Raw genomic sequence first — 17493 nt, forward strand, 5'->3', positions numbered from 1 at the left:
CCCTGACCGGGCCGATAGGCTCTGATGTCATGGCGACCCTGGTATTGCTCCGGCATGGCGAAAGCGTCTGGAACGCGGAAGGGCTGTTCACCGGCTGGGTGGACGTCGACCTGTCCGCGAAGGGCGAGGGTGAGGCGACCAAGGGCGGCGACCTGCTGCTCGACGCCGACATCACCCCCGACGTGGTGCACACCTCTTTGCTGAAGCGGGCCATCCGCACCGCCAACATCGCCTTGGACGTGGCCGACCTCCTCTGGATCCCCGTCAAGCGCTCCTGGCGTCTCAACGAGCGCCACTACGGCGCCCTCCAGGGCAAGAACAAGGCTCAGACGCGCGAGGAGTTCGGCGAAGAGCAGTTCATGACCTGGCGACGCTCCTACGACACCCCGCCGCCCCCCATCAAGGACGACGACCCGCTCTCCCAGGTCAACGACCTCCGCTACGCCGAACTGCCCTCCGAACTGATCCCGCGTACGGAGTGCCTCGCCGACGTCGTCGATCGCTTCCTGCCGTACTGGTACGACGCGATCGTTCCCGACCTGGCCGCCGGCAAGACCGTCCTGGTCGCCGCCCACGGCAACTCCCTGCGCGGCATGGTCAAGCACCTGGACGACCTCACCGACGAGCAGGTCGTCGGCCTCAACATCCCCACCGGCATCCCGCTGGTCTACGAGCTCGACGACGACTTCGCCCCCCTCAAGCGCGGCGGTGAGTACCTCGACCCGGCCGCCGCCAAGGCCGCCATCGAAGCCGTCAAGAACCAGGGCGCCGCGAAGAAGGGCGGCCCCAAGCCCCCCGCCCCGCCGCTCCCGAAGGACGCCAAGTCCAAGTCCAAGCCCAGGCGCGGCAGAAGGAAGTAGCCGGTGAGGGCCGCCGGGCGCCGGCGGCCCTCCGCACCCGGGCCCGGCCGCGTCAGAGGTCGTTGATCTCTTCGGGGCGCTGGCCCGTGACCAGGTAGACGACGTTCTCCGCCACGTGGACGGCATGGTCGGCGAAACGTTCGAAGTAGCGGCCGGCGAGGGTGATGTCGACCGCGGGCTCGACGCCGTGCGTCCACTTGGGGGACAGCAGGAGGTCGAAGAGGCGGCGGTGGAGGCGGTCCATCTGGTCGTCGTCGCCGTCCAGTTCGAGGCCCATCTCGACGTCCTGTGACGCGATGACGCTGCCCGCCTTGGCGATCATGCGTTCGGCGATCTGCCCCATCTCGAGGACGGTGGCCTGAAGCTCGGGCGGGACCGCCGACTCGGGGTGCCGGCGGCGGGCGGTCTTGGCGATGTGGACGGCGAGGTCGCCCATGCGTTCGAGGTCGCCGCTCATCCGCAGCGTGGTGATGAGGGTGCGCAGGTCACCGGCCACGGGCTGCTGCCGGGCCATGAGGTCGAAGACGATCTCCTCGATCTCCGCGTCGATCTTGTTGACGTGGTCGTCCCCGCTGATGACCTCCTCGGACAGGCGCAGGTCGGCGTCCAGGAGCGCGGTCACCGCGCGGGCCATCGCGGAGCGGACGAGGCGGGTCATCTCCACCAGCCGGTCGGCGAGGGAGTCGAGCTCCTCGTGATAGGCGTCGCGCAATTCAGAATCCTTCGTAGGAATGAGGGCGAAACGGGCGGGGGTTCGGGGAGTTTCCGGGGGCCGTTGGGGACGTTCGGACGGACTCGCCCACGCCACAGCCTGCCTTGCCGGCGTGAACGCGTCCGGATAGGAAGGTGAACTTTCGGGGAACGAGATCGCCGTGACCAGCGACTCCGGGTGGGAGGAGTCCGGATGCCGCTTACGATCCGTGGTGTGGAGGTCGAGATTATCGCGATCCTGACGGGGCTTGCCGGGCTCGCGATCGGGCTCGCGACTGGATTGGCGGTGCGAGTGAGCGAGCGGGCCGAGCATGCGGCGGTTCCCGCGGCGCCGGTGGGCGGTCTGCCGCCGGGCGTCGCCTCGGTGCTCAGCGTCCTTCGGTCGTCCGCCGTCGTGGTGGACGGCGAGGACCGTGTCCTGCGCGCCAGTTCGGCCGCGCGGGCGTTCGGGCTGGTCAGCGGCGACCGGCTCGTGGTGGACGAGGTGCTGGCGATGGCCCGGCTCGTCCGGCGGGACGGGGAGATCCGCGAGGCCGAGATCCAGGTCGGTCCGACGGGCGCGCGAAGCCGTGCCGACGGACGCTGGTTCGCGGTGCGGGTGGCCCCGCTCGGGTCGCACGGGCTCGTCCTGGTGCTGGCCGAGGACCTCACCGACATGCACCGCACCGAGGCGATCCGCCGCGACTTCGTGGCGAACGTCAGCCACGAGCTCAAGACGCCCGTGGGCGCGCTGTCGCTGCTCGCGGAGACGGTCGAGAACGCCGCCGACGACCCCGAGGCGATCCGGCGGTTCGCGGGCCGGATGCAGTACGAGTCGGTGCGGCTGACGAACCTCGTCCAGGACCTGATGACGCTGTCGCGCGTCCAGGGGGACGAGCCGCTCCCGGATCTGCGTCCCGTCACGCTGGACGAGGTGACCGCCGAGGCGCTGGAGCGCTGCCAGTTCAAGGCGTCCGCCAAGGACATCGAGCTGACCGTCGGCGGCGAGGACGGCCTGCGGGTGCGGGGGGACCAGGAACTCCTCGTCACCGCGCTCCGCAACCTGGTCGACAACGCCGTCGCGTACAGCCCGGAGAGCACCCGCGTCGTCGTCGCGACCCGGATGCGCGACGACGGGCAGGTCGAGGTCAACGTGACCGACCAGGGCATCGGCATCCCTGACGGCGAGGTGGAGCGGATCTTCGAGCGCTTCTACCGGGTCGACCCGGCCCGGTCCCGCCAGACCGGCGGCACCGGCCTCGGGCTCGCCATCGTCAAGCACGTCACCGGCAAGCACGGCGGGGAGGTGACCGTGTGGAGCAAGGAGGGCCACGGGTCGACGTTCACGATCCGGCTGCCGCTGCTCGACGCCGCCGTCCCGCCTCGTGCCGCCGGCGCGGCCGCGGGAAGAGACCCCGCGAGGAGCCGGGATCCCGCCGCCGGAGCAGACGCGGCGGCGCCGATCGGCCCGGCCGCCGGCAGAGACGCCGACGTGAGAAGGGACGCGGACGCGGCGGAAGACGCGGACGTAGAGGAAGACCCACAGAACACCGCCCAGGAGGCAACACCGTGACCCGCGTGCTCGTCGTGGAAGACGAAGAGTCGTTCAGCGACGCACTGTCGTACAACCTGCGCAAGGAGGGTTTCGAGGTGGCCGTCGCCGCCACGGGCCCCGACGCGCTGGACATCTTCGAGCGCAACGGTGCCGACCTCGTGCTGCTCGACCTCATGCTCCCCGGGCTTCCCGGCACCGAGGTGTGCCGGGAGCTGCGCGCCAAGTCCAGCGTCCCCGTCATCATGCTGACCGCCAAGGACAGCGAGGTCGACAAGGTCGTCGGCCTGGAGCTCGGCGCCGACGACTACGTCACCAAGCCGTTCTCGACGCGCGAGCTGGTCGCCCGGATGCGGGCCGTCCTGCGCCGGCAGGGCGAGGTCGAGGAGCTGTCGCCCGCGACGCTGGAGGCCGGTCCCGTCCGGATGGACGTCGAACGGCACGTGGTCAGCGTCGCCGGTGAACCCGTCCAGCTGCCGCTCAAGGAGTTCGAGCTGCTGGAGGTGCTGCTGCGCAACGCCGGCCGTGTCCTGACCCGGATGCAGCTGATCGACCGCGTGTGGGGCGCCGACTACGTGGGGGACACCAAGACGCTGGACGTGCACGTCAAGCGCCTCCGCGCCAAGATCGAGGAAGTCCCGTCAACGCCGCGCTACATCGTCACCGTCCGCGGCCTGGGCTATAAGTTCGAGCCCTGATCAGCACGCACAACTCGTGAGCACGCAGAACGGCCCGTACGGCGAGAGCGCCATACGGGCCGTTCCTTCTCTTGCTCTGTCCGGCGGTGTGCCGTCCTCGCGGTGCGAGACGGGGTCAGTGGCCGGCCGCGCCCGGGGACTGCGAGGCGCCGGGGGACTGCGAGGCGCCGGGGGACTGCGAGGTGCCGGGGGACTGCGAGGCGCCCGGTGACGCGGACGCGCCCGGCTGGGCGGGCTCGGTGCCCGGGGACGGCTGCGGGGCGCCCGGTGAAGCCGATGTCCGGCCGGCGGGCGTGGGCAGCGGGTAGGTGGCGTACTCGCCCTGCTGCGAGATCAGCGGCACCTGGAACTCCACGGCACCGGCCTTCTCGAACTGCATCCGCAGCGTGATGGGCGCCCCGGCGAGCAGTTCTCTCTTAAGGCCGGCCAGCACCACCCGCGGCTGCCCCTCACCCGTGATGACCGGCGGACCGCTCTCCGCCGGGCCGACCGTGTTGCCGGACGTCGGGCTGGAGGTCGCGTCCGGTGTGGCGCCTGGGCCGGTGGGCTCCTGCGTCGGCGCTCCGGTCGGCGTGCTCCCCGGCCGGGCGGTCTGACCCTGAGGGGTGGGGCCGGGGGTCGCGGACGCGTCACCGAGCAGCTTGGTCACGCTGCCCGTCCCGTCCGGCGCGGCGGGCGGCAGCGCGATCCCGCCGCCGTCGATCTTCGCCGAGCCGAAGAGCGGCGAGGAGACGGAGACGAGCCGGTCCTGCCTGCCCTCGACCTCGTTGATCAGCACGCCGTAGAGCGCCAGCGACGTGCCCGCGGGGACCGCCTGGCCGGGCTTCGGTCCCAGCACGAACATGTTGCGCAGGTTGATCTGCACCGCGGGGTCGCCCTTGGGCACCGACAGATTGACGCCTTCGGTCAGTCGGGTGGGGGCGGCGGACTGAGCTTCCATGCCGGCGCCGCAGCCGGTGATCACCGGCGCGATGGCGACGGCGCCCGCGACGGCGAGCGTGACCATTCGGCGGCTGTTTCGGATCACGGCGTCGGTCTCCTCGCGAATGTCGTTCAGCAAAGGCTGGCGTTGTGAGAGTGGCGTGAGATACGCCAGAGGAAGCGTAGCGAGACCCGCCCGCAAGTCCCGCCTCGGGGTCGCCGACACGCGCACGCCTCGCGCGAGGGACCACCCCGGACCGTCAGCCGGCGCTCAGAGCCCGGACCTTCTCGGAGAGTTCCGGTCCGGCCTCGGGCGCCTGAACGACCTCGTTCACCACGCCGTCCGGCTGCACGAACACGGCCGTCAGACCGGAGGCGGCCGCACCCGGCGAGCCGGGCGCCGGCGCGTACGCCTCCGCCAGGACGCCCTCACGGTCTTCGAGGATCAGCGGTGTTCCGTAATGGGCGGTGCCCGCGCACGCCCTCAGTTCCTTCAGGGACGTCCCCTTCTGCTCGCCGGCCGGACGCGGGTCGGCGACCAGCCAGAAGTTCAGCACGCTCTCCTGCGTCCTGCCCGCGAGCTCCGCGACCACACTCTCGCACTCGTACTCGGGAGGGACGATGCCGATGACGCCCGGACGCAGGTCGCGCAGCGGCGTGACCGTGCGCTCACCGGTCACCAGGTCGACGTCGTGGTGCGGCAGGAGCCCGCCGACGTCGCCGGGGCCGGCGGACGGGCGCGGCGCCAGCTGGGCGCTCGTCGGGCGCGGTGCCGGCTTCGGCCCGAACGTGGTCATCAGCACGCCGCTGAGCAGCGCGATCAGCAGCGCCCCCGCGATGATCGGGATGGCGACGCCGAACCGGGTCAGCGGACGGGTGACGCGGCGGACCCGTGCTTGGCGCCGCCTGCGGCGTTCCTCACGGCGGTAGGCGAGCATGTCGCGTTCGAGCTCGCGGGCGTCATCGGGCACGACGACGTCAATGCGGGGAAGCCCGTAGTCGTCGGGCTCCGGATCGCCGCCGTCCGGTCTCACGCCGCACCTCCCATCCCGGCCTCCCGTCCCGGTTCCGCCGGGCGCCGCCGTTCCCATGAGCCGGGTGCCCGCCGGGGCGGCGTCCCGTTAAGGGGTGGTTCCCGTGGGTTGCCGTCCCATTCGGGTCGTCCGGCCGCTTCGTACCCGCAGTGCCCGGCTTGCTCACCTCCAGTATGGGCCGCATCCGCGAGGCCGGCAGGGGGGATGCTTGTAACCGGGGCCCCTTACCGGTAAGGGTTGTCCGGCGAGATCAAGGTGGTTCTCCGGCTACCCTGAGTACGGGGAACTGGATGGCGATGCACCATTAAAGGGCTTTGTCAATACCCCAATATGCAGCTTGACCTGCGCATATGCCGGGAACGCCGGTTCGGCCACGCAGGTTTCCGTGGTACCCTGGTTCTAGCGGAAGGGGTACTTGTCACATGACTTTCCAGGTCGGCGACACCGTCGTCTACCCCCACCATGGGGCTGCTCGGATCGAGGCCATCGAGACTCGCACCATCAAAGGTGAGGAAAAGACCTATCTGGTCTTGAAGGTCGACAAGGGCGACCTGACAGTGCAGGTCCCGGTCGAAAACGTTGAGGACGTGGGTGTCCGCGACGTCGTCGGCCAGGAGGGTCTGGAGAAGGTGTTCGAGGTGCTTCGCGCCCCCTACACCGAGGAACCCACCAACTGGTCCCGCCGGTACAAGGCGAACCTTGAGAAGCTCGCCTCCGGCGATGTGAACAAGGTCGCCGAGGTCGTCCGCGACCTGTGGCGGCGCGACAGGGAGCGCGGCCTGTCGGCGGGTGAGAAGCGGATGCTCGCCAAGGCGCGCCAGATTCTGGTCAGCGAGCTCGCGCTCGCGGAGAAGACCAACGAGGACAAGGCGGAGGCTCTGCTCGACGAGGTGCTGGCCAGCTGATCGGCCGGACGAGTTGAGCGCAGTGCTTCCACGGGTGGGCGTCGGTACCGACGTCCACCCGTTCTCGTCGCAGCCGCGTCCGCTGTGGGTGGCCGGGCTCGAATGGCCCGGTGAGGGCCACGGGCTCGCCGGGCACTCCGACGGAGACGTCGCCGCGCATGCCGCCTGCGACGCGCTGCTGTCGGCCTGCGGCCTCGGGGACCTCGGCGCCGTCTTCGGCACCGCCGACCCGCGCTGGTCGGGTGCCTCCGGCGTCACCCTCCTCAGGGAGGTCGCCCGCCTCGTGAACGAGGCCGGCTTCACCATCGGCAACGTCGCCGTCCAGGTCATCGGCAACCGGCCCAAGATCGGCAAACGCCGGGCGGAGGCCGAGAAGGTCCTGGCCGAGGCCCTCGGCGGCGCCCCCGTCGCCGTCTCGGCCACGACGACCGACGGCCTGGGCCTCACGGGCCGGGGCGAGGGCCTGGCCGCCATAGCCAACGCCCTGGTGGTCCCGGCCTGACCCCGCCGATCTTCGCCGCGACCCGACGGAATCATGGGCGGGCGGGGTGGACGGTCCCGATCACCTCGCCCAGCGTGATGCGGGAGCCGGACGAGCCCGGGGCCTGGGCGCGGATGGTGACCGTGTCGCCGTCCTCCAGGAAGGTGCGCTCGGTTCCGTCGGCCAGTTCGAGGGGCTCCTGGCCGTTCCAGCTGAGTTCCAGCATGCAGCCGCGCTGGTCGCGTTCGGGGCCTGAGACCGTGCCCGAGGCGAAAAGGTCCCCGGTGCGCAGCGGAGCGCCGTTGACCGTCGCGTGCGCGAGCTGCTGCGGCGGCGTCCAGTACATCGACGCGAACCGCGGCCGCGCCACGGCCTGGCCGTTGATCAGGACCTCCAGGTGCAGGTCCAGGCCCCACGGCTCCTCGGACCGCAGATAGGGGAGCGGAACGGGGTCCTGGACGGGCGGGGACACGCGGGCCGGCTCCAGCGCCGCGACCGGCACGACCCACGTCGAGAGCGACGTCGCGAACGACTTGCCGAGGAACGGGCCGAGCGGCTGCGACTCCCACGCCTGCAGATCGCGGGCGCTCCAGTCGTTCACCAGCACGAACCCGAACACGTGGTCGCGGAACGCCTCGGCCGGGACGCGGTGCCCGGCGACGGACGGGACTCCCGCGACGAACCCGACCTCCGCCTCGAAGTCGAGCCGCATCGACGGCCCGTACGACGGCTCGGGATCGCCCGGAGTCCTGCGCTGCCCGGACGGCCGGATGATCGGCGTCCCCGACGGGAACACCGTGCCGGAGCGTCCGTGGTAGGCGACCGGCAACCGCTTCCAGTTGGGCGTCAGCGGCTCGCCCTGCGGGCGGAAGATCCGTCCCGTGTTCATGGCGTGGTGCTCGGAGGAGAAGAAGTCGACGAAATCGGCGACCTCGAAGGGGCGCAGCAGTTCCACGTCCGTGACCGGGATCAGATGCGGTTCCACCCGCTCGCGGTACGACTCGTCGGTGAGCAGTTCGACGAGGCGGGCGCGGTTGGTCTCCCAGGCGGTGCGTCCGGCCACCATGAAGGCGTTCAGCGACCCCGACGCGAAGCAGCGGCGATCCTCCACCAGGCCCGTGGAGGACAACTCCGCCAGGTCGAGGACATGGCCACCGATGGCCACGCCGACACGGGGAAGCTCCCCCGGCCGCGAGAAGACACCGTACGGCAGGTTCTCGACGCCGAAGCCGCTGTTCTCATCGACCTCAACCCATGAAACGGACGTCATGGAGACATATCTTCCCCAGTGTCCGGCGTTCTGATCAGGCCCGCGGCCGTCAGATCCGCCCGGGGCCCGCGGACGCCCCGAACGCGCCCCACCTCGCGTCGTTCGCGGCGGCTTCGCGTGTGCGGCGGCTCAGTCGGCGGGTGGGGTGGGGCCGCTGCGGAAATTGCCCGACGGCGGCGGGTTCCAGTCCTTGACCGGCTCGCGGCCTTCGCCGCCCGTGGTTTCGCCGCCCGTGGTTTCGCCGTCCGGGGTTTCGTGGTCCGGGGTTTCGCCGGCGTCGGGGTCCTCGGCGCGATCGGAGGGGGCCGTGTCGTGATCGTCCTCTTCCGCGCCGTATGCCGCGGGCATGGCGATGTCGGGGCGCGTCGTCGATGCGACCGGACGAGCCTCCTGTTCGTCCCGGTCGCGGCTCCTGACCAGTTCGACGTCCGTGGGGAGCAGCGCGGGCGGGGTGGCCGGCGGGTCCGGTGGCGCGTCCAGGGGCGGTCTCGGGTCCGGCAGTGCGTCCGGCGGCGGCGCCGGCTCCGACGACAGGCTCTCGATCACGAACCCGTCATACGCCGCGGGCTCCTGCCGCACGTCCTCGCCCGTGGCGGCCCCGTGCCCGGCGGGTTCGAACCCGGCCGACTCGGGTGCGGCCGGTTCGTGGGCGACGGGCTCGTCCACGGCGGGTTCGTGCGGGTGCGGTTCCTGCGCTGCCAGGTCGGTCGCCGGGGCCTCGCCGGGCGGCACGGGGTCCGGCGGGAGGGGCTGCGCGGGGTCGCGGGGGAAGGGAATGAGCGGCTCGGGCTCGGGGTCGTCCAGGAAGGCCAGGGGCGATCGCGGTCCGGGGTCCTCGGGCTCCTCGGGCTCCGCCGGGGCGGCCAGGGCCAGCGGCTCCGGTGCCGCCGGCTCCAGGACCTTGACGTGGCCGCGCTGCATCTCGGCGGGCTCGATCTCCTCGCCGGCGGGACGGGCGACGCGGATCTGCTTGAACATCGTCAGCCACAGCCAGACGGCGATCACCAGCATGACGTGCGGCGCGACGGCGACGCCCGCCCGGACCGCGTCCTCGGGGAGTGAGGAGAAGCCCCAGACCGAGCGCTGGACGGACAGTGCGGCGCCTCCCGACACCAGGAGCAGCAGCAGTGCCCAGCGCAGCAGCCGCGTCCACCAGCGGGCGTTCCGGGTGATCACGAGAGACAGGATCGTCATCGCGGTGAGCGTGTCCGCCATCGCCGGGTACAGCGGCGCCCAGCGGCGGCCGGCGCGGCCGGCGAGGGCCAGCTCGCGGAGCACGTCGTAGGTCAGCGCGAAGGCGCCGCCCGCCAGCGCGGCGACGATGAGGCCGGCGAGGGCGGTGAGCAGCCGCCGCTGGGTGCGGGTGTACCGGGGGCCGCCGGGCCGCGTGGGATCAGATGGCATGTCTCTCGTTCCGGGGAAGGGCGCCTGAGGGTCCTCAGGCGAGATTAGCCAGCCCGGCACGGCCGCGGCTCCCCACTTACCAATGATCACTTCCCGCTGCGAGCGATATGGGAGGAGACGTACGGTATGGGGCAGCGCGGTGTGGGCAACGCGTTTCGGGATGTCGACAGCCCGGGGGAGGCAATGATGCCGGACGGCGGGGCCGTGGGTGAGATGTGGTCCCTCGCGGCCGGATAGGGCGCGACGGTGACGTCTCCCCGGGATCGGCTCGGCGAACCGGTCCGGACGTTCGACGGCCGGGCCGGCAACCGCCGCACGTGGGCCTGGCTGTCGCTGCTGGGCCTGGCGTCGCTGGCGCTCATACCGGCGGCCATCGTCTACCTGCATGACCGCCTGTGGTGGGTGGGCGTACCGGCGCTGCTGCTCTCCATGGGGTATGCGGGTGCCGTCGGCTGGATCGTGGGACGCGACCGTCCGCGCGTCCGCGACCGTGTCGCCCGCCTCCACACGGGCGGCATCTCCGTGTCCGGCGCGGGCGGTGAGGCCGGCTACGCGTGGGACGAACTGGTCTCCGTCACCGTGTCCGGAGTGCGGACCGGCCCGGGTGGGCGCACCCGCTGGCGCTTCACGATCGTCGTGGACGACGGCAGCGTGCTGCTGCTCGGCGATGATCTCCCGGACGTGCGGGCGCTCGGGGTGGCCGTCGCCGAGGAGGTGACGGCCCGGATCCTCCCGCGTCACCTGGCGGCGGTGAAGGGCGGGGAGGCCGTGCGGATCGGACCCTTCACCGTCGACCTGGACGGCGTCGAGAAGGACGGGGAGCGCCTCCCCTGGCAGGCCGTCGACGATGTCACGATCGACAACGGCCTGGTGACCGTGCACGCGTGCGCCGGCCGGATGGACCTGGTGACCGTCGTCGCGCAGACGCCGGACGCGCTGGCGTTCACGGCGCTGTGCCACCGCGTCAGGAACCTGACAGAACTTTCCTGAGATTTTCCGCGTGGGATGTCGAGAACGCGTCCGCCGCTCCGATCCTGCTGTGACGAGCGGCCCGTCCGGGCCGCCGCCCGAGCCCGATGGGAAGTGCACACATGAAGTACATGCTGCTGATCTACAACCGTCCCGGCTTCGTCGAGGAGCTGACCGAGCAGGAGCGCGACGAGCTGTTCGGCGAGGTCGGCGCGATCATGGAGGAGCTGACAGGGTCGGGCGAACTCGTCGGCGGGGACGCGCTGGCCGACCCGTCCACGACGAAGACCGTCCGGCGGAAGGACGGGCAGCCGGCCGTGACCGACGGGCCGTTCCTGGAGGCCAAGGAGCACTTCGCCGGGCACATCACCGTCGACTGCGAGTCGCTCGAGCGGGCCGTGGAGATCGCGTCGCGCTGGCCGGACGTCCGGTTCGGCGGGTACATGGAGGTCAGGGCGATCATGAACGAGTCCGGGACGGAGATGTGACGATGTCCGTGGCCGTGCCCCCGGACGTCGAGGACCTGCTGCGCACTCTCGCGCCGCAGGTGCTCGGCACGCTCGTCCGGCGGCACGGGCACGGGGCGTTCGACGCCTGCGAGGACGCCGTCCAGGAGGCCCTGCTCGCCGCCGCCGTCCAATGGACGGCGGCCGGGGAGACGGCGACCGGGGAGACGGGGACCGATGGCCCGGAGACAGAACAGGCCGGTGGGGCCGGGGCCTGCGTTCCGGAGAATCCGCGCGGGTGGCTGCTGACCGTCGCGACGCGGCGGCTCACCGACCAGTGGCGCAGCGAACGGGCCCGCCGCGACCGTGAGGCCGCCGTGTTCGCCCGGGAACCGTCCGGGCGGGACGACGCCCCCGGGCCGGCCGGCGACCGTCCCGGCGACCACGACGACACGCTGACGCTGCTGTTCCTGTGCTGCCATCCGGCGCTGTCGGCGCCATCGCAGGTCGCGCTGACGCTGCGCGCGGTCGGCGGGCTCACCACGGCGCAGATCGCCCGCGCGTTCCTCGTCCCGGAGGCGACGATGGCGCAGCGGGTCAGCCGCGCCAAGCAGCGGATCAAGACGGCGGGGGCGCGGTTCGGCATGCCTGCGCCGGACGAACGGGACGAGCGGCTGCGGGCCGTCCTGCACGTCCTGTACCTGATCTTCAACGAGGGGTACACCGCGTCCAGCGGCCCCGACCTGCAGCGCGCCGACCTCACCGCGGAGGCGATCAGGCTCACCCGGGCGCTGCACCGGCTGCTGCCCGACGACGGCGAGGTCGCCGGGCTGCTCGCGCTGATGCTGCTCACCGATGCCCGCCGTGCGGCCCGGAGCGGACCGGACGGCCTGCTGATCCCGCTCACCGAGCAGGACCGGGCGCTGTGGAACCGGGACGCGATGCAGGAGGGGACCGGGTTGATCACCGAGGCCCTCACCTGGTCGCCGCCCGGCCCGTACCAGCTCCAGGCCGCGATCGCCGCCGTCCACGCGGAGGCGCCGCGGCCCGGGGACACCGACTGGCCGCAGGTCCTCGCGCTCTACCGGCTGCTGGCGCACGTGTCCCCGAACCCGATGGTCACGCTGAACGAGGCCGTCGCCCTGGCGATGGTGGACGGCCCGTCGGCGGGCCTCGAACTCCTGCGGCCCCTGGACGACGACGACCGCATGTCCGGACACCACCGGCTCACCGCCGTCCGGGCCCACCTTCGTGAAATGGCGGGCGATGCGGGCGGCGCGCGGGAGATGTACCGGCAGGCGGCCCGCAGCACGACCAGCATCCCCGAACGGCGCTATCTCGAATCACGCGCCGCACGACTCCACGACACACGACTCCACGACACACGGCTCGACGCCGCACGGCCCGACGGCGAAGGCTGATCGCCCATGAGCCTCCGCTGCTCGGCCTGACCGGACACGCGGCCCTCCCGGCCGAGAGCACACACGGCCGCACGCCGATCCAATAACCTGGCCCCGTGAGTTTGCGCCTTTACGACACCGGTACCCGTAGCGTCCGCACGTTCGAGCCCCTGGAAGAGGGCCGCGTGGGGATGTACGTGTGCGGTGCGACTCCGCAGGCCTCACCCCACATCGGGCATCTGCGCTCCGGCGTCATCTACGACGTGCTGCTGCGCTGGCTGCGCGCGTCCGGCTACGAGGTGACGTTCGCGCGCAACGTCACCGACATCGACGACAAGATCATCGCCGTGTCGGCGGAGCGGGGCGTGCCGTGGTTCGCCGTCGCCGAGGGCAACCAGCGGGTCTTCACGCAGGGCTACGACCTGCTCGGCTGCCTGCCCCCGACGATCGAGCCGCGCGCGACCGGACACGTCCCGGAGATGATCGTCCTGATGCGCCGGCTGATCGAGAAGGGGCACGCGTACGCGGCGGGCGGCGACGTGTACTTCGACGTCAAGTCGTGGGCCGACGAGTACGGCGCGCTGTCGAACCAGCGGCTGGAGAACATGCGCTCCGCCGGCGACACCCCCAACGAGGACGCCAAGCGCGACCCGCGCGACTTCGCGCTGTGGAAGGGCGCCAAGCCGGGCGAGCCGACGTGGGAGACGCCATGGGGCCCCGGACGGCCCGGCTGGCACCTGGAATGCTCCGCCATGGCGACGAAGTACCTCGGCGCCGCGTTCGACATCCACGGCGGCGGCGTCGACCTGATCTTCCCGCACCACGAGAACGAGATCGCTCAGTCCCGCGCCGCCGGCGACGGCTTCGCCCGCTACTGGCTGCACAACGGGCTGCTCACCGTGGACGGCGAGAAGATGAGCAAGTCCGTCGGCAACGTCGTCCTGCTGCCCGATCTGCTCGGCAGGGCCCGTGCCGTCGAGGTGCGGTACTACCTGGTCTCGGCGCACTACCGGTCGCTGATGGACTACACCGACGCCTCCCTGGCCGAGGCCGTCTCCGCCTACCAGCGCATCGAAGGGTTCGTGACGCGGGCGTCCGAGGTCGTCGGCGCCGCCGAGCCCGCCGCGGCCGTCCCCGCCGGGTTCGCGGGCGCGATGGACGACGATCTCGGCGTCCCGCAGGCGCTCGCGGTACTGCACGAGACCGTCCGGGAGGGGAACAGCGCCCTCGCATCCGGTGATCACGACGCGGTGCGCGGCCACCTGGCGGACGTCAGGGCGATGGCGGACGTGCTCGGCATCGACCCGATGTCCCCCCAGTGGAACCAGGCCGGCGACGAGGACCTGCGTCCCGTCGTGGACGCCCTCGTCGCCGTCGCGCTGGAGCAGCGGCAGGCGGCCCGCGCCCGCAAGGACTACGCGTCCGCCGACGCCATCCGCGACGGCCTGTCGGACGCGGGCATCGTCGTCGAGGACACCCCGCAGGGCCCCCGCTGGGAACTCAAGCACGAATGACACCGCCGCGCGGCGCCCATTGTGCATTGCGCACCTTGCGCGGCGGATAAAATCGGAGGTTCGCGGGGGTTCGCTGCCGTCGCGCAGAGACCTGACCCGCCCGACAGCCACGAGGGCGAGCCGCAACCGTCGCGAGGGGCGTACCGAGACAATGGCCAAGCGCAAAGGCAAGGGACCCACTCCCAAAGCCGAGGACCGGCACTGGCACGGCAAGCGCCAGAAGGCGCGCGCCGTCAAGAGCGCCAAGCGCACCGGCACCCACACGCTGGGGCCGGGCGGGCGCCCGAAGGCCGCCGACTCCAAGGAGCGTGCCGGGGGACGTCCCGCGGGTGCACGGCGCGCGAACGGCGAAGTCCCCGAACTCGTCACCGGCCGCAACCCTGTCGTCGAGGCGCTGCGCGCGGGGGTCCCCGGCACCGCGCTCTACGTGATGTCCAGCACCGACGAACGCGTCCGCGAGTCGATCCAGCTGGCCGCCGACCGGCGCGTCCCGCTCCTGGAGACCGGCAAGAACGAACTCGACCGGCTGACGGACGGCGCCGTCCACCAGGGCATCGCGCTCCAGGTGAAGCCGTACCGGTACGCGCACCCCGATGACCTGCTCGTCGGGACCGCGCCGCTGATCGTCGCCGTGGACGGGATCACCGACCCGCGCAACCTCGGCGCGATCGTCCGGTCCGCCGCCGCGTTCGGCGCCGCCGGAGTCGTCGTGCCGGAGCGGCGCGCCGCCGGGGTCAACGCGGGCGCCTGGAAAACGTCCGCCGGAACCCTCGCCAGCGTTCCCGTCGCGCAGGCCACGAACCTCACACGCCAGCTCAAGGCCTACCAGAAGGCGGGCTGCTTCGTCGCCGGCCTCGACGCCGCCGGCGGCGTCGCCGTGGCCGACCTGGAGATCGCGTCCGGTCCGTTCGTGCTGGTCGTGGGCTCGGAGGGCAAGGGCCTCGGACGTCTGGTCGCCGACACGTGCGACATGCTCGTCACGATCCCGATGCCGGGGAAGGCCGAGTCCCTCAACGCGGGGGTCGCCGCCGGAATCGCCCTCTACGAGGTCAGCCGCCTCCGCTCCTGACCCTGCGCCCCCGGAGAAAGGCCAGCTCGGCCTCATTATCCGTCCGCTCAATGGCCTCGTCGTAGGCCGCCGCGGCCTCCCGCCGCCTTCCCAGCCTCCGCAGCAGATCCGCGCGGATCGCGTGGAACAGGTAGTAGCGGCCGAGATCGAGCCCGTCCACGACCGCCAACGCCGCCTCGGCACCCTCGACCTCGGCGACCGCCACAGCCCGGTTGAGGGCCACCACCGGGCTCGGCGCCACCGCCATCAATTGGTCGTACAACTGCAGGATCTCGTCCCACCGCGTGTCCTCGACCCGCGCCGCGTCACCGTGCACCGCATTGATCGCCGCCTGAATCTGGTACGGCCCCGGCCGGTTCCGCCTCAGGCACCACCGGACGAGCGCCAGCCCCTCCTCCACAAGCGCGCGGTCCCACGACCCGCGATCCTGATCGGCAAGAAGCACCAGTTCACCACCGGCCATCCGCGCACGCTTCCGCGACTCGATCAGCAGCATCAAGGCGAGCAGCCCCTGAACCTCCGGCTCGTCCGGCATCAACTCCGCCAGGACCCGCCCGAGCCGTACCGCCTCCGCAGCCAGGTCCTCCCGTCCGCCATATCCCTGGTTGAACACCAGGTAGATGACCGCGAGCACCCCGGAAAGCCGTCCCGGAAGATCCGCCTCCTCCGGCACCCGGTACGGAATCGCCGCGTCCCGGATCTTCCCCTTCGCCCGCACGAGCCGCTGCGCCATCGTCTTCTCCGGCACCAGGAAGGCCCGCGCGATCTCCGCCGTCGTCAGCCCGCCCAGCAGCCGCAACGTCAAAGCCACCCGCGACTGCAACGCCAGCGCCGGATGGCAGCACGTGAAGATGAGCCGGAGCCGCTCGTCCAGCACGACCCCCTCCTCGACCGGTTCGTTTTCGCCGACCACCATCGCCTGCGCATGCTTGCCCGCCCGAGCCGACTCCCGCCGCAGCCGGTCGATCGCCCTGTTCCGCGCCGTCGTGATGATCCACCCCGCCGGGCTGGGCGGCGGGCCGTCCACCGGCCACCTCCGCACCGCCTCCGCGAACGCGTCCTGAACCGCCTCCTCGGCGACATCGACATCACCGAACACCCGGACCAGGACGGCCACGGCCCGCCCATGCTCCTCGCGGAAAACGCTCTCGATCAGCTCTGAAACGGCCGCACCTCCATCGGCAGCCCCGTCACCCGCGCATACCTGGCCGCCACCGCCAACGCCGCGTCCAGATCCTCCACCTCGATGATCATGAGTCCGCCGATGAACTCCTTGCCCTCCGTCCACGGCCCGTCCGTCGCGACCACCTCGTCGCCCCTCAACCGCACCATCGTGCTCGCCTCGGGCCCGTGCAGCGGCTTCCCGAACACCCACGCCTCCCGCGACTCCAGGTCGCGCCGGATCTCCCCGAGCTCCGCCATCACCTTCTCCAGCACCTCCGGCGGCGGCTTCTCGCCCACCGGCTGGATCATGTTCAGCGCGTACAGCCTCATGCTTCCTCCCTGCCCCGATACGTCGCGATGACGACCCCCGTCGTCGTGGTCACCGAGTCCACGAGCCGCAGCCCCACCTCGACCCCGTCGAACAACCTGCGCCCCGTCCCCAGCACCAGCGGATGGATCATCAGCAGCCACTCGTCGACGAGCCCCCGCCGCATCAGCTCCCGCGAGAGCACCCCGCTCCCGAACACGGTGAGGTCGTCCTCGATCCCCTCAACGTCCCCCACGTCCTTCAGCAGAACCGAGTTCCCCCACGGCGCCTCCCGCAGCGTCCTCGACACCACGTACTTCCGCGCCCGCTCCAGCACGTCCGTGAACGGGTTGCCGCTCTGACGGGGCCAGAACCCATGGAAGTCCTCGTACGTCCGCCGCCCGAACAGCAGCGCCCCGCCCTGCCCCATGCCCTTCCCCAACACGGACCCCATGACCTCGTCGTTCCCCGGAACGGCCCACCCCCCATGCGCGAACCCGTCCCGCACATCCTCATCAGGCCGCCCGGGCGCCTGCATCACCCCGTCGAGCGTCAGATGATCGACCAGAACGAGCTTTCCCATGAGGTTTCCCTCCAGAGCGACGGCCGACCCACCGCCGGCCTCCCACCCTCTACACGAACGCCCTCCCCGCACATCGACACCCCACCCGAAACTTCGTCAGCCACCCCGAGCGAGCCCCCCACCAAGTCGACTACGATGCGGGACGAGCCCGCGCCGGCGTAGCTCAATTGGCAGAGCATCTGTCTTGTAAACAGAAGGTTAGGGGTTCAAGTCCCCTCGCCGGCTC

The 17493-nt window shown here is 71.5% G+C and carries 18 protein-coding genes and 1 tRNA gene; 11 read left to right on the top strand and 8 right to left on the bottom strand.

Features of this window, described 5'->3' with window-relative positions; all coding sequences use genetic code 11:
• The first annotated feature begins 29 nt into the window (after window positions 1–29).
• Window positions 30–860 (top strand): phosphoglyceromutase, encoded by an 831-nt coding sequence (locus tag ACGFK0_RS32855; protein WP_392912021.1) that lies wholly within the window; start codon window positions 30–32, stop codon window positions 858–860.
• Window positions 861–912: 52 nt separating this feature from the next.
• On the opposite strand, the gene phoU is transcribed toward ACGFK0_RS32855, so the two are convergent.
• On the bottom strand, window positions 913–1572 hold the full coding sequence (phoU, locus tag ACGFK0_RS32860) for a phosphate signaling complex protein PhoU (RefSeq protein WP_392912023.1): 660 nt from the start codon (window positions 1570–1572) through the stop codon (window positions 913–915).
• A 213-nt stretch (window positions 1573–1785) separates the two neighbouring features.
• Here phoU and ACGFK0_RS32865 point away from each other — a divergent pair, with 213 nt between their 5' ends.
• Entirely contained in the window at window positions 1786–3123 is a 1338-nt protein-coding gene (locus tag ACGFK0_RS32865) for a sensor histidine kinase (RefSeq protein WP_392912025.1), read from the top strand.
• Window positions 3120–3800: a winged helix-turn-helix domain-containing protein gene (locus ACGFK0_RS32870; RefSeq protein ID WP_392912027.1), complete on the top strand. Its 681-nt coding sequence runs from the start codon at window positions 3120–3122 to the stop codon at window positions 3798–3800. The genes ACGFK0_RS32865 and ACGFK0_RS32870 overlap by 4 nt, the downstream gene beginning before the upstream one ends.
• Before the next feature lie 115 nt (window positions 3801–3915).
• On the opposite strand, the gene ACGFK0_RS32875 is transcribed toward ACGFK0_RS32870, so the two are convergent.
• Together ACGFK0_RS32875 and ACGFK0_RS32880 are read right to left on the bottom strand one after the other, a co-directional pair.
• Window positions 3916–4827, bottom strand: coding sequence for a hypothetical protein (locus ACGFK0_RS32875; protein ID WP_392912029.1), 912 nt, complete (start codon window positions 4825–4827; stop codon window positions 3916–3918).
• A 154-nt stretch (window positions 4828–4981) separates the two neighbouring features.
• On the bottom strand, window positions 4982–5755 hold the full coding sequence (locus ACGFK0_RS32880; protein ID WP_392912031.1) for a hypothetical protein: 774 nt from the start codon (window positions 5753–5755) through the stop codon (window positions 4982–4984).
• Between the two features lie 422 nt (window positions 5756–6177).
• Here ACGFK0_RS32880 and ACGFK0_RS32885 point away from each other — a divergent pair, with 422 nt between their 5' ends.
• Entirely contained in the window at window positions 6178–6660 is a 483-nt protein-coding gene (locus ACGFK0_RS32885; RefSeq protein ID WP_392912033.1) for a CarD family transcriptional regulator, read from the top strand.
• 34 nt (window positions 6661–6694) lie between these two features.
• Complete coding sequence (ispF, locus tag ACGFK0_RS32890; protein ID WP_392912035.1) at window positions 6695–7162, top strand: 2-C-methyl-D-erythritol 2,4-cyclodiphosphate synthase; 468 nt, start codon at window positions 6695–6697, stop codon at window positions 7160–7162.
• Window positions 7163–7193: 31 nt separating this feature from the next.
• On the opposite strand, the gene fahA is transcribed toward ispF, so the two are convergent.
• Together fahA and ACGFK0_RS32900 are read right to left on the bottom strand one after the other, a co-directional pair.
• Window positions 7194–8411 (bottom strand): fumarylacetoacetase, encoded by a 1218-nt coding sequence (fahA, locus tag ACGFK0_RS32895; protein WP_392912037.1) that lies wholly within the window; start codon window positions 8409–8411, stop codon window positions 7194–7196.
• Window positions 8412–8540: 129 nt separating this feature from the next.
• Window positions 8541–9815, bottom strand: coding sequence for a DUF2637 domain-containing protein (locus tag ACGFK0_RS32900; protein ID WP_392912039.1), 1275 nt, complete (start codon window positions 9813–9815; stop codon window positions 8541–8543).
• 246 nt (window positions 9816–10061) lie between these two features.
• Here ACGFK0_RS32900 and ACGFK0_RS32905 point away from each other — a divergent pair, with 246 nt between their 5' ends.
• The 5 genes from ACGFK0_RS32905 to rlmB all read left to right on the top strand — a co-directional run bounded on the left by ACGFK0_RS32905 (window position 10062) and on the right by rlmB (window position 15213).
• Window positions 10062–10805 (top strand): DUF6585 family protein, encoded by a 744-nt coding sequence (locus tag ACGFK0_RS32905; protein WP_392912041.1) that lies wholly within the window; start codon window positions 10062–10064, stop codon window positions 10803–10805.
• Between the two features lie 101 nt (window positions 10806–10906).
• Window positions 10907–11272 carry a YciI family protein gene (locus tag ACGFK0_RS32910; RefSeq protein WP_392912043.1) on the top strand — a complete coding sequence of 122 codons (366 nt, stop codon included), beginning with the start codon at window positions 10907–10909 and terminating at the stop codon, window positions 11270–11272.
• A 2-nt stretch (window positions 11273–11274) separates the two neighbouring features.
• Window positions 11275–12651 (top strand): RNA polymerase sigma factor, encoded by a 1377-nt coding sequence (locus ACGFK0_RS32915; RefSeq protein WP_392912045.1) that lies wholly within the window; start codon window positions 11275–11277, stop codon window positions 12649–12651.
• A gap of 95 nt (window positions 12652–12746) precedes the next feature.
• A complete protein-coding gene (gene cysS, locus ACGFK0_RS32920) occupies window positions 12747–14144 on the top strand; it encodes a cysteine--tRNA ligase (protein ID WP_392912047.1) in 1398 nt (465 codons plus the stop codon).
• 151 nt (window positions 14145–14295) lie between these two features.
• On the top strand, window positions 14296–15213 hold the full coding sequence (gene rlmB, locus ACGFK0_RS32925; RefSeq protein WP_392912049.1) for a 23S rRNA (guanosine(2251)-2'-O)-methyltransferase RlmB: 918 nt from the start codon (window positions 14296–14298) through the stop codon (window positions 15211–15213).
• Here the strand turns inward: rlmB and ACGFK0_RS32930 are convergent.
• From ACGFK0_RS32930 to ACGFK0_RS32940, 3 genes are read right to left on the bottom strand one after another with little or no spacing between them, the layout of a single operon-like run.
• Window positions 15194–16369, bottom strand: a complete 1176-nt coding sequence (locus ACGFK0_RS32930; protein WP_392912146.1) for an RNA polymerase sigma factor — start codon at window positions 16367–16369, stop codon at window positions 15194–15196. The genes rlmB and ACGFK0_RS32930 overlap by 20 nt on opposite strands.
• Window positions 16366–16707, bottom strand: a complete 342-nt coding sequence (locus ACGFK0_RS32935) for a YciI family protein (protein ID WP_392912051.1) — start codon at window positions 16705–16707, stop codon at window positions 16366–16368. Before ACGFK0_RS32935 ends, ACGFK0_RS32930 begins: the two co-directional genes overlap by 4 nt.
• Entirely contained in the window at window positions 16704–17267 is a 564-nt protein-coding gene (locus ACGFK0_RS32940; protein WP_392912053.1) for a dihydrofolate reductase family protein, read from the bottom strand. Before ACGFK0_RS32940 ends, ACGFK0_RS32935 begins: the two co-directional genes overlap by 4 nt.
• A gap of 152 nt (window positions 17268–17419) precedes the next feature.
• Between ACGFK0_RS32940 and ACGFK0_RS32945 the strand changes: the two genes are divergently transcribed.
• Window positions 17420–17492 (top strand) — tRNA-Thr (locus ACGFK0_RS32945).
• Window position 17493: the final 1 nt, after the last annotated feature.

The sequence above is a fragment of the Spirillospora sp. NPDC048823 genome (assembly GCF_043198445.1).
Classification (GTDB): Bacteria; Actinomycetota; Actinomycetes; order Streptosporangiales; family Streptosporangiaceae; genus Spirillospora.

What these genes read in the sequence shown, in the direction of transcription:
- ACGFK0_RS32855 (WP_392912021.1), top strand. Translation starts at nt 30, where the DNA reads ATGGCGACCCTGGTATTGCTCCGGCATGGCGAAAGCGTCTGGAACGCG.
- ACGFK0_RS32885 (WP_392912033.1), top strand. Translation starts at nt 6,178, where the DNA reads ATGACTTTCCAGGTCGGCGACACCGTCGTCTACCCCCACCATGGGGCT.
- fahA (WP_392912037.1), bottom strand. Translation starts at nt 8,411, where the DNA reads ATGACGTCCGTTTCATGGGTTGAGGTCGATGAGAACAGCGGCTTCGGC.
- ACGFK0_RS32900 (WP_392912039.1), bottom strand. Translation starts at nt 9,815, where the DNA reads ATGCCATCTGATCCCACGCGGCCCGGCGGCCCCCGGTACACCCGCACC.
- ACGFK0_RS32910 (WP_392912043.1), top strand. Translation starts at nt 10,907, where the DNA reads ATGAAGTACATGCTGCTGATCTACAACCGTCCCGGCTTCGTCGAGGAG.
- ACGFK0_RS32915 (WP_392912045.1), top strand. Translation starts at nt 11,275, where the DNA reads ATGTCCGTGGCCGTGCCCCCGGACGTCGAGGACCTGCTGCGCACTCTC.
- rlmB (WP_392912049.1), top strand. Translation starts at nt 14,296, where the DNA reads ATGGCCAAGCGCAAAGGCAAGGGACCCACTCCCAAAGCCGAGGACCGG.
- ACGFK0_RS32935 (WP_392912051.1), bottom strand. Translation starts at nt 16,707, where the DNA reads ATGAGGCTGTACGCGCTGAACATGATCCAGCCGGTGGGCGAGAAGCCG.
- ACGFK0_RS32940 (WP_392912053.1), bottom strand. Translation starts at nt 17,267, where the DNA reads ATGGGAAAGCTCGTTCTGGTCGATCATCTGACGCTCGACGGGGTGATG.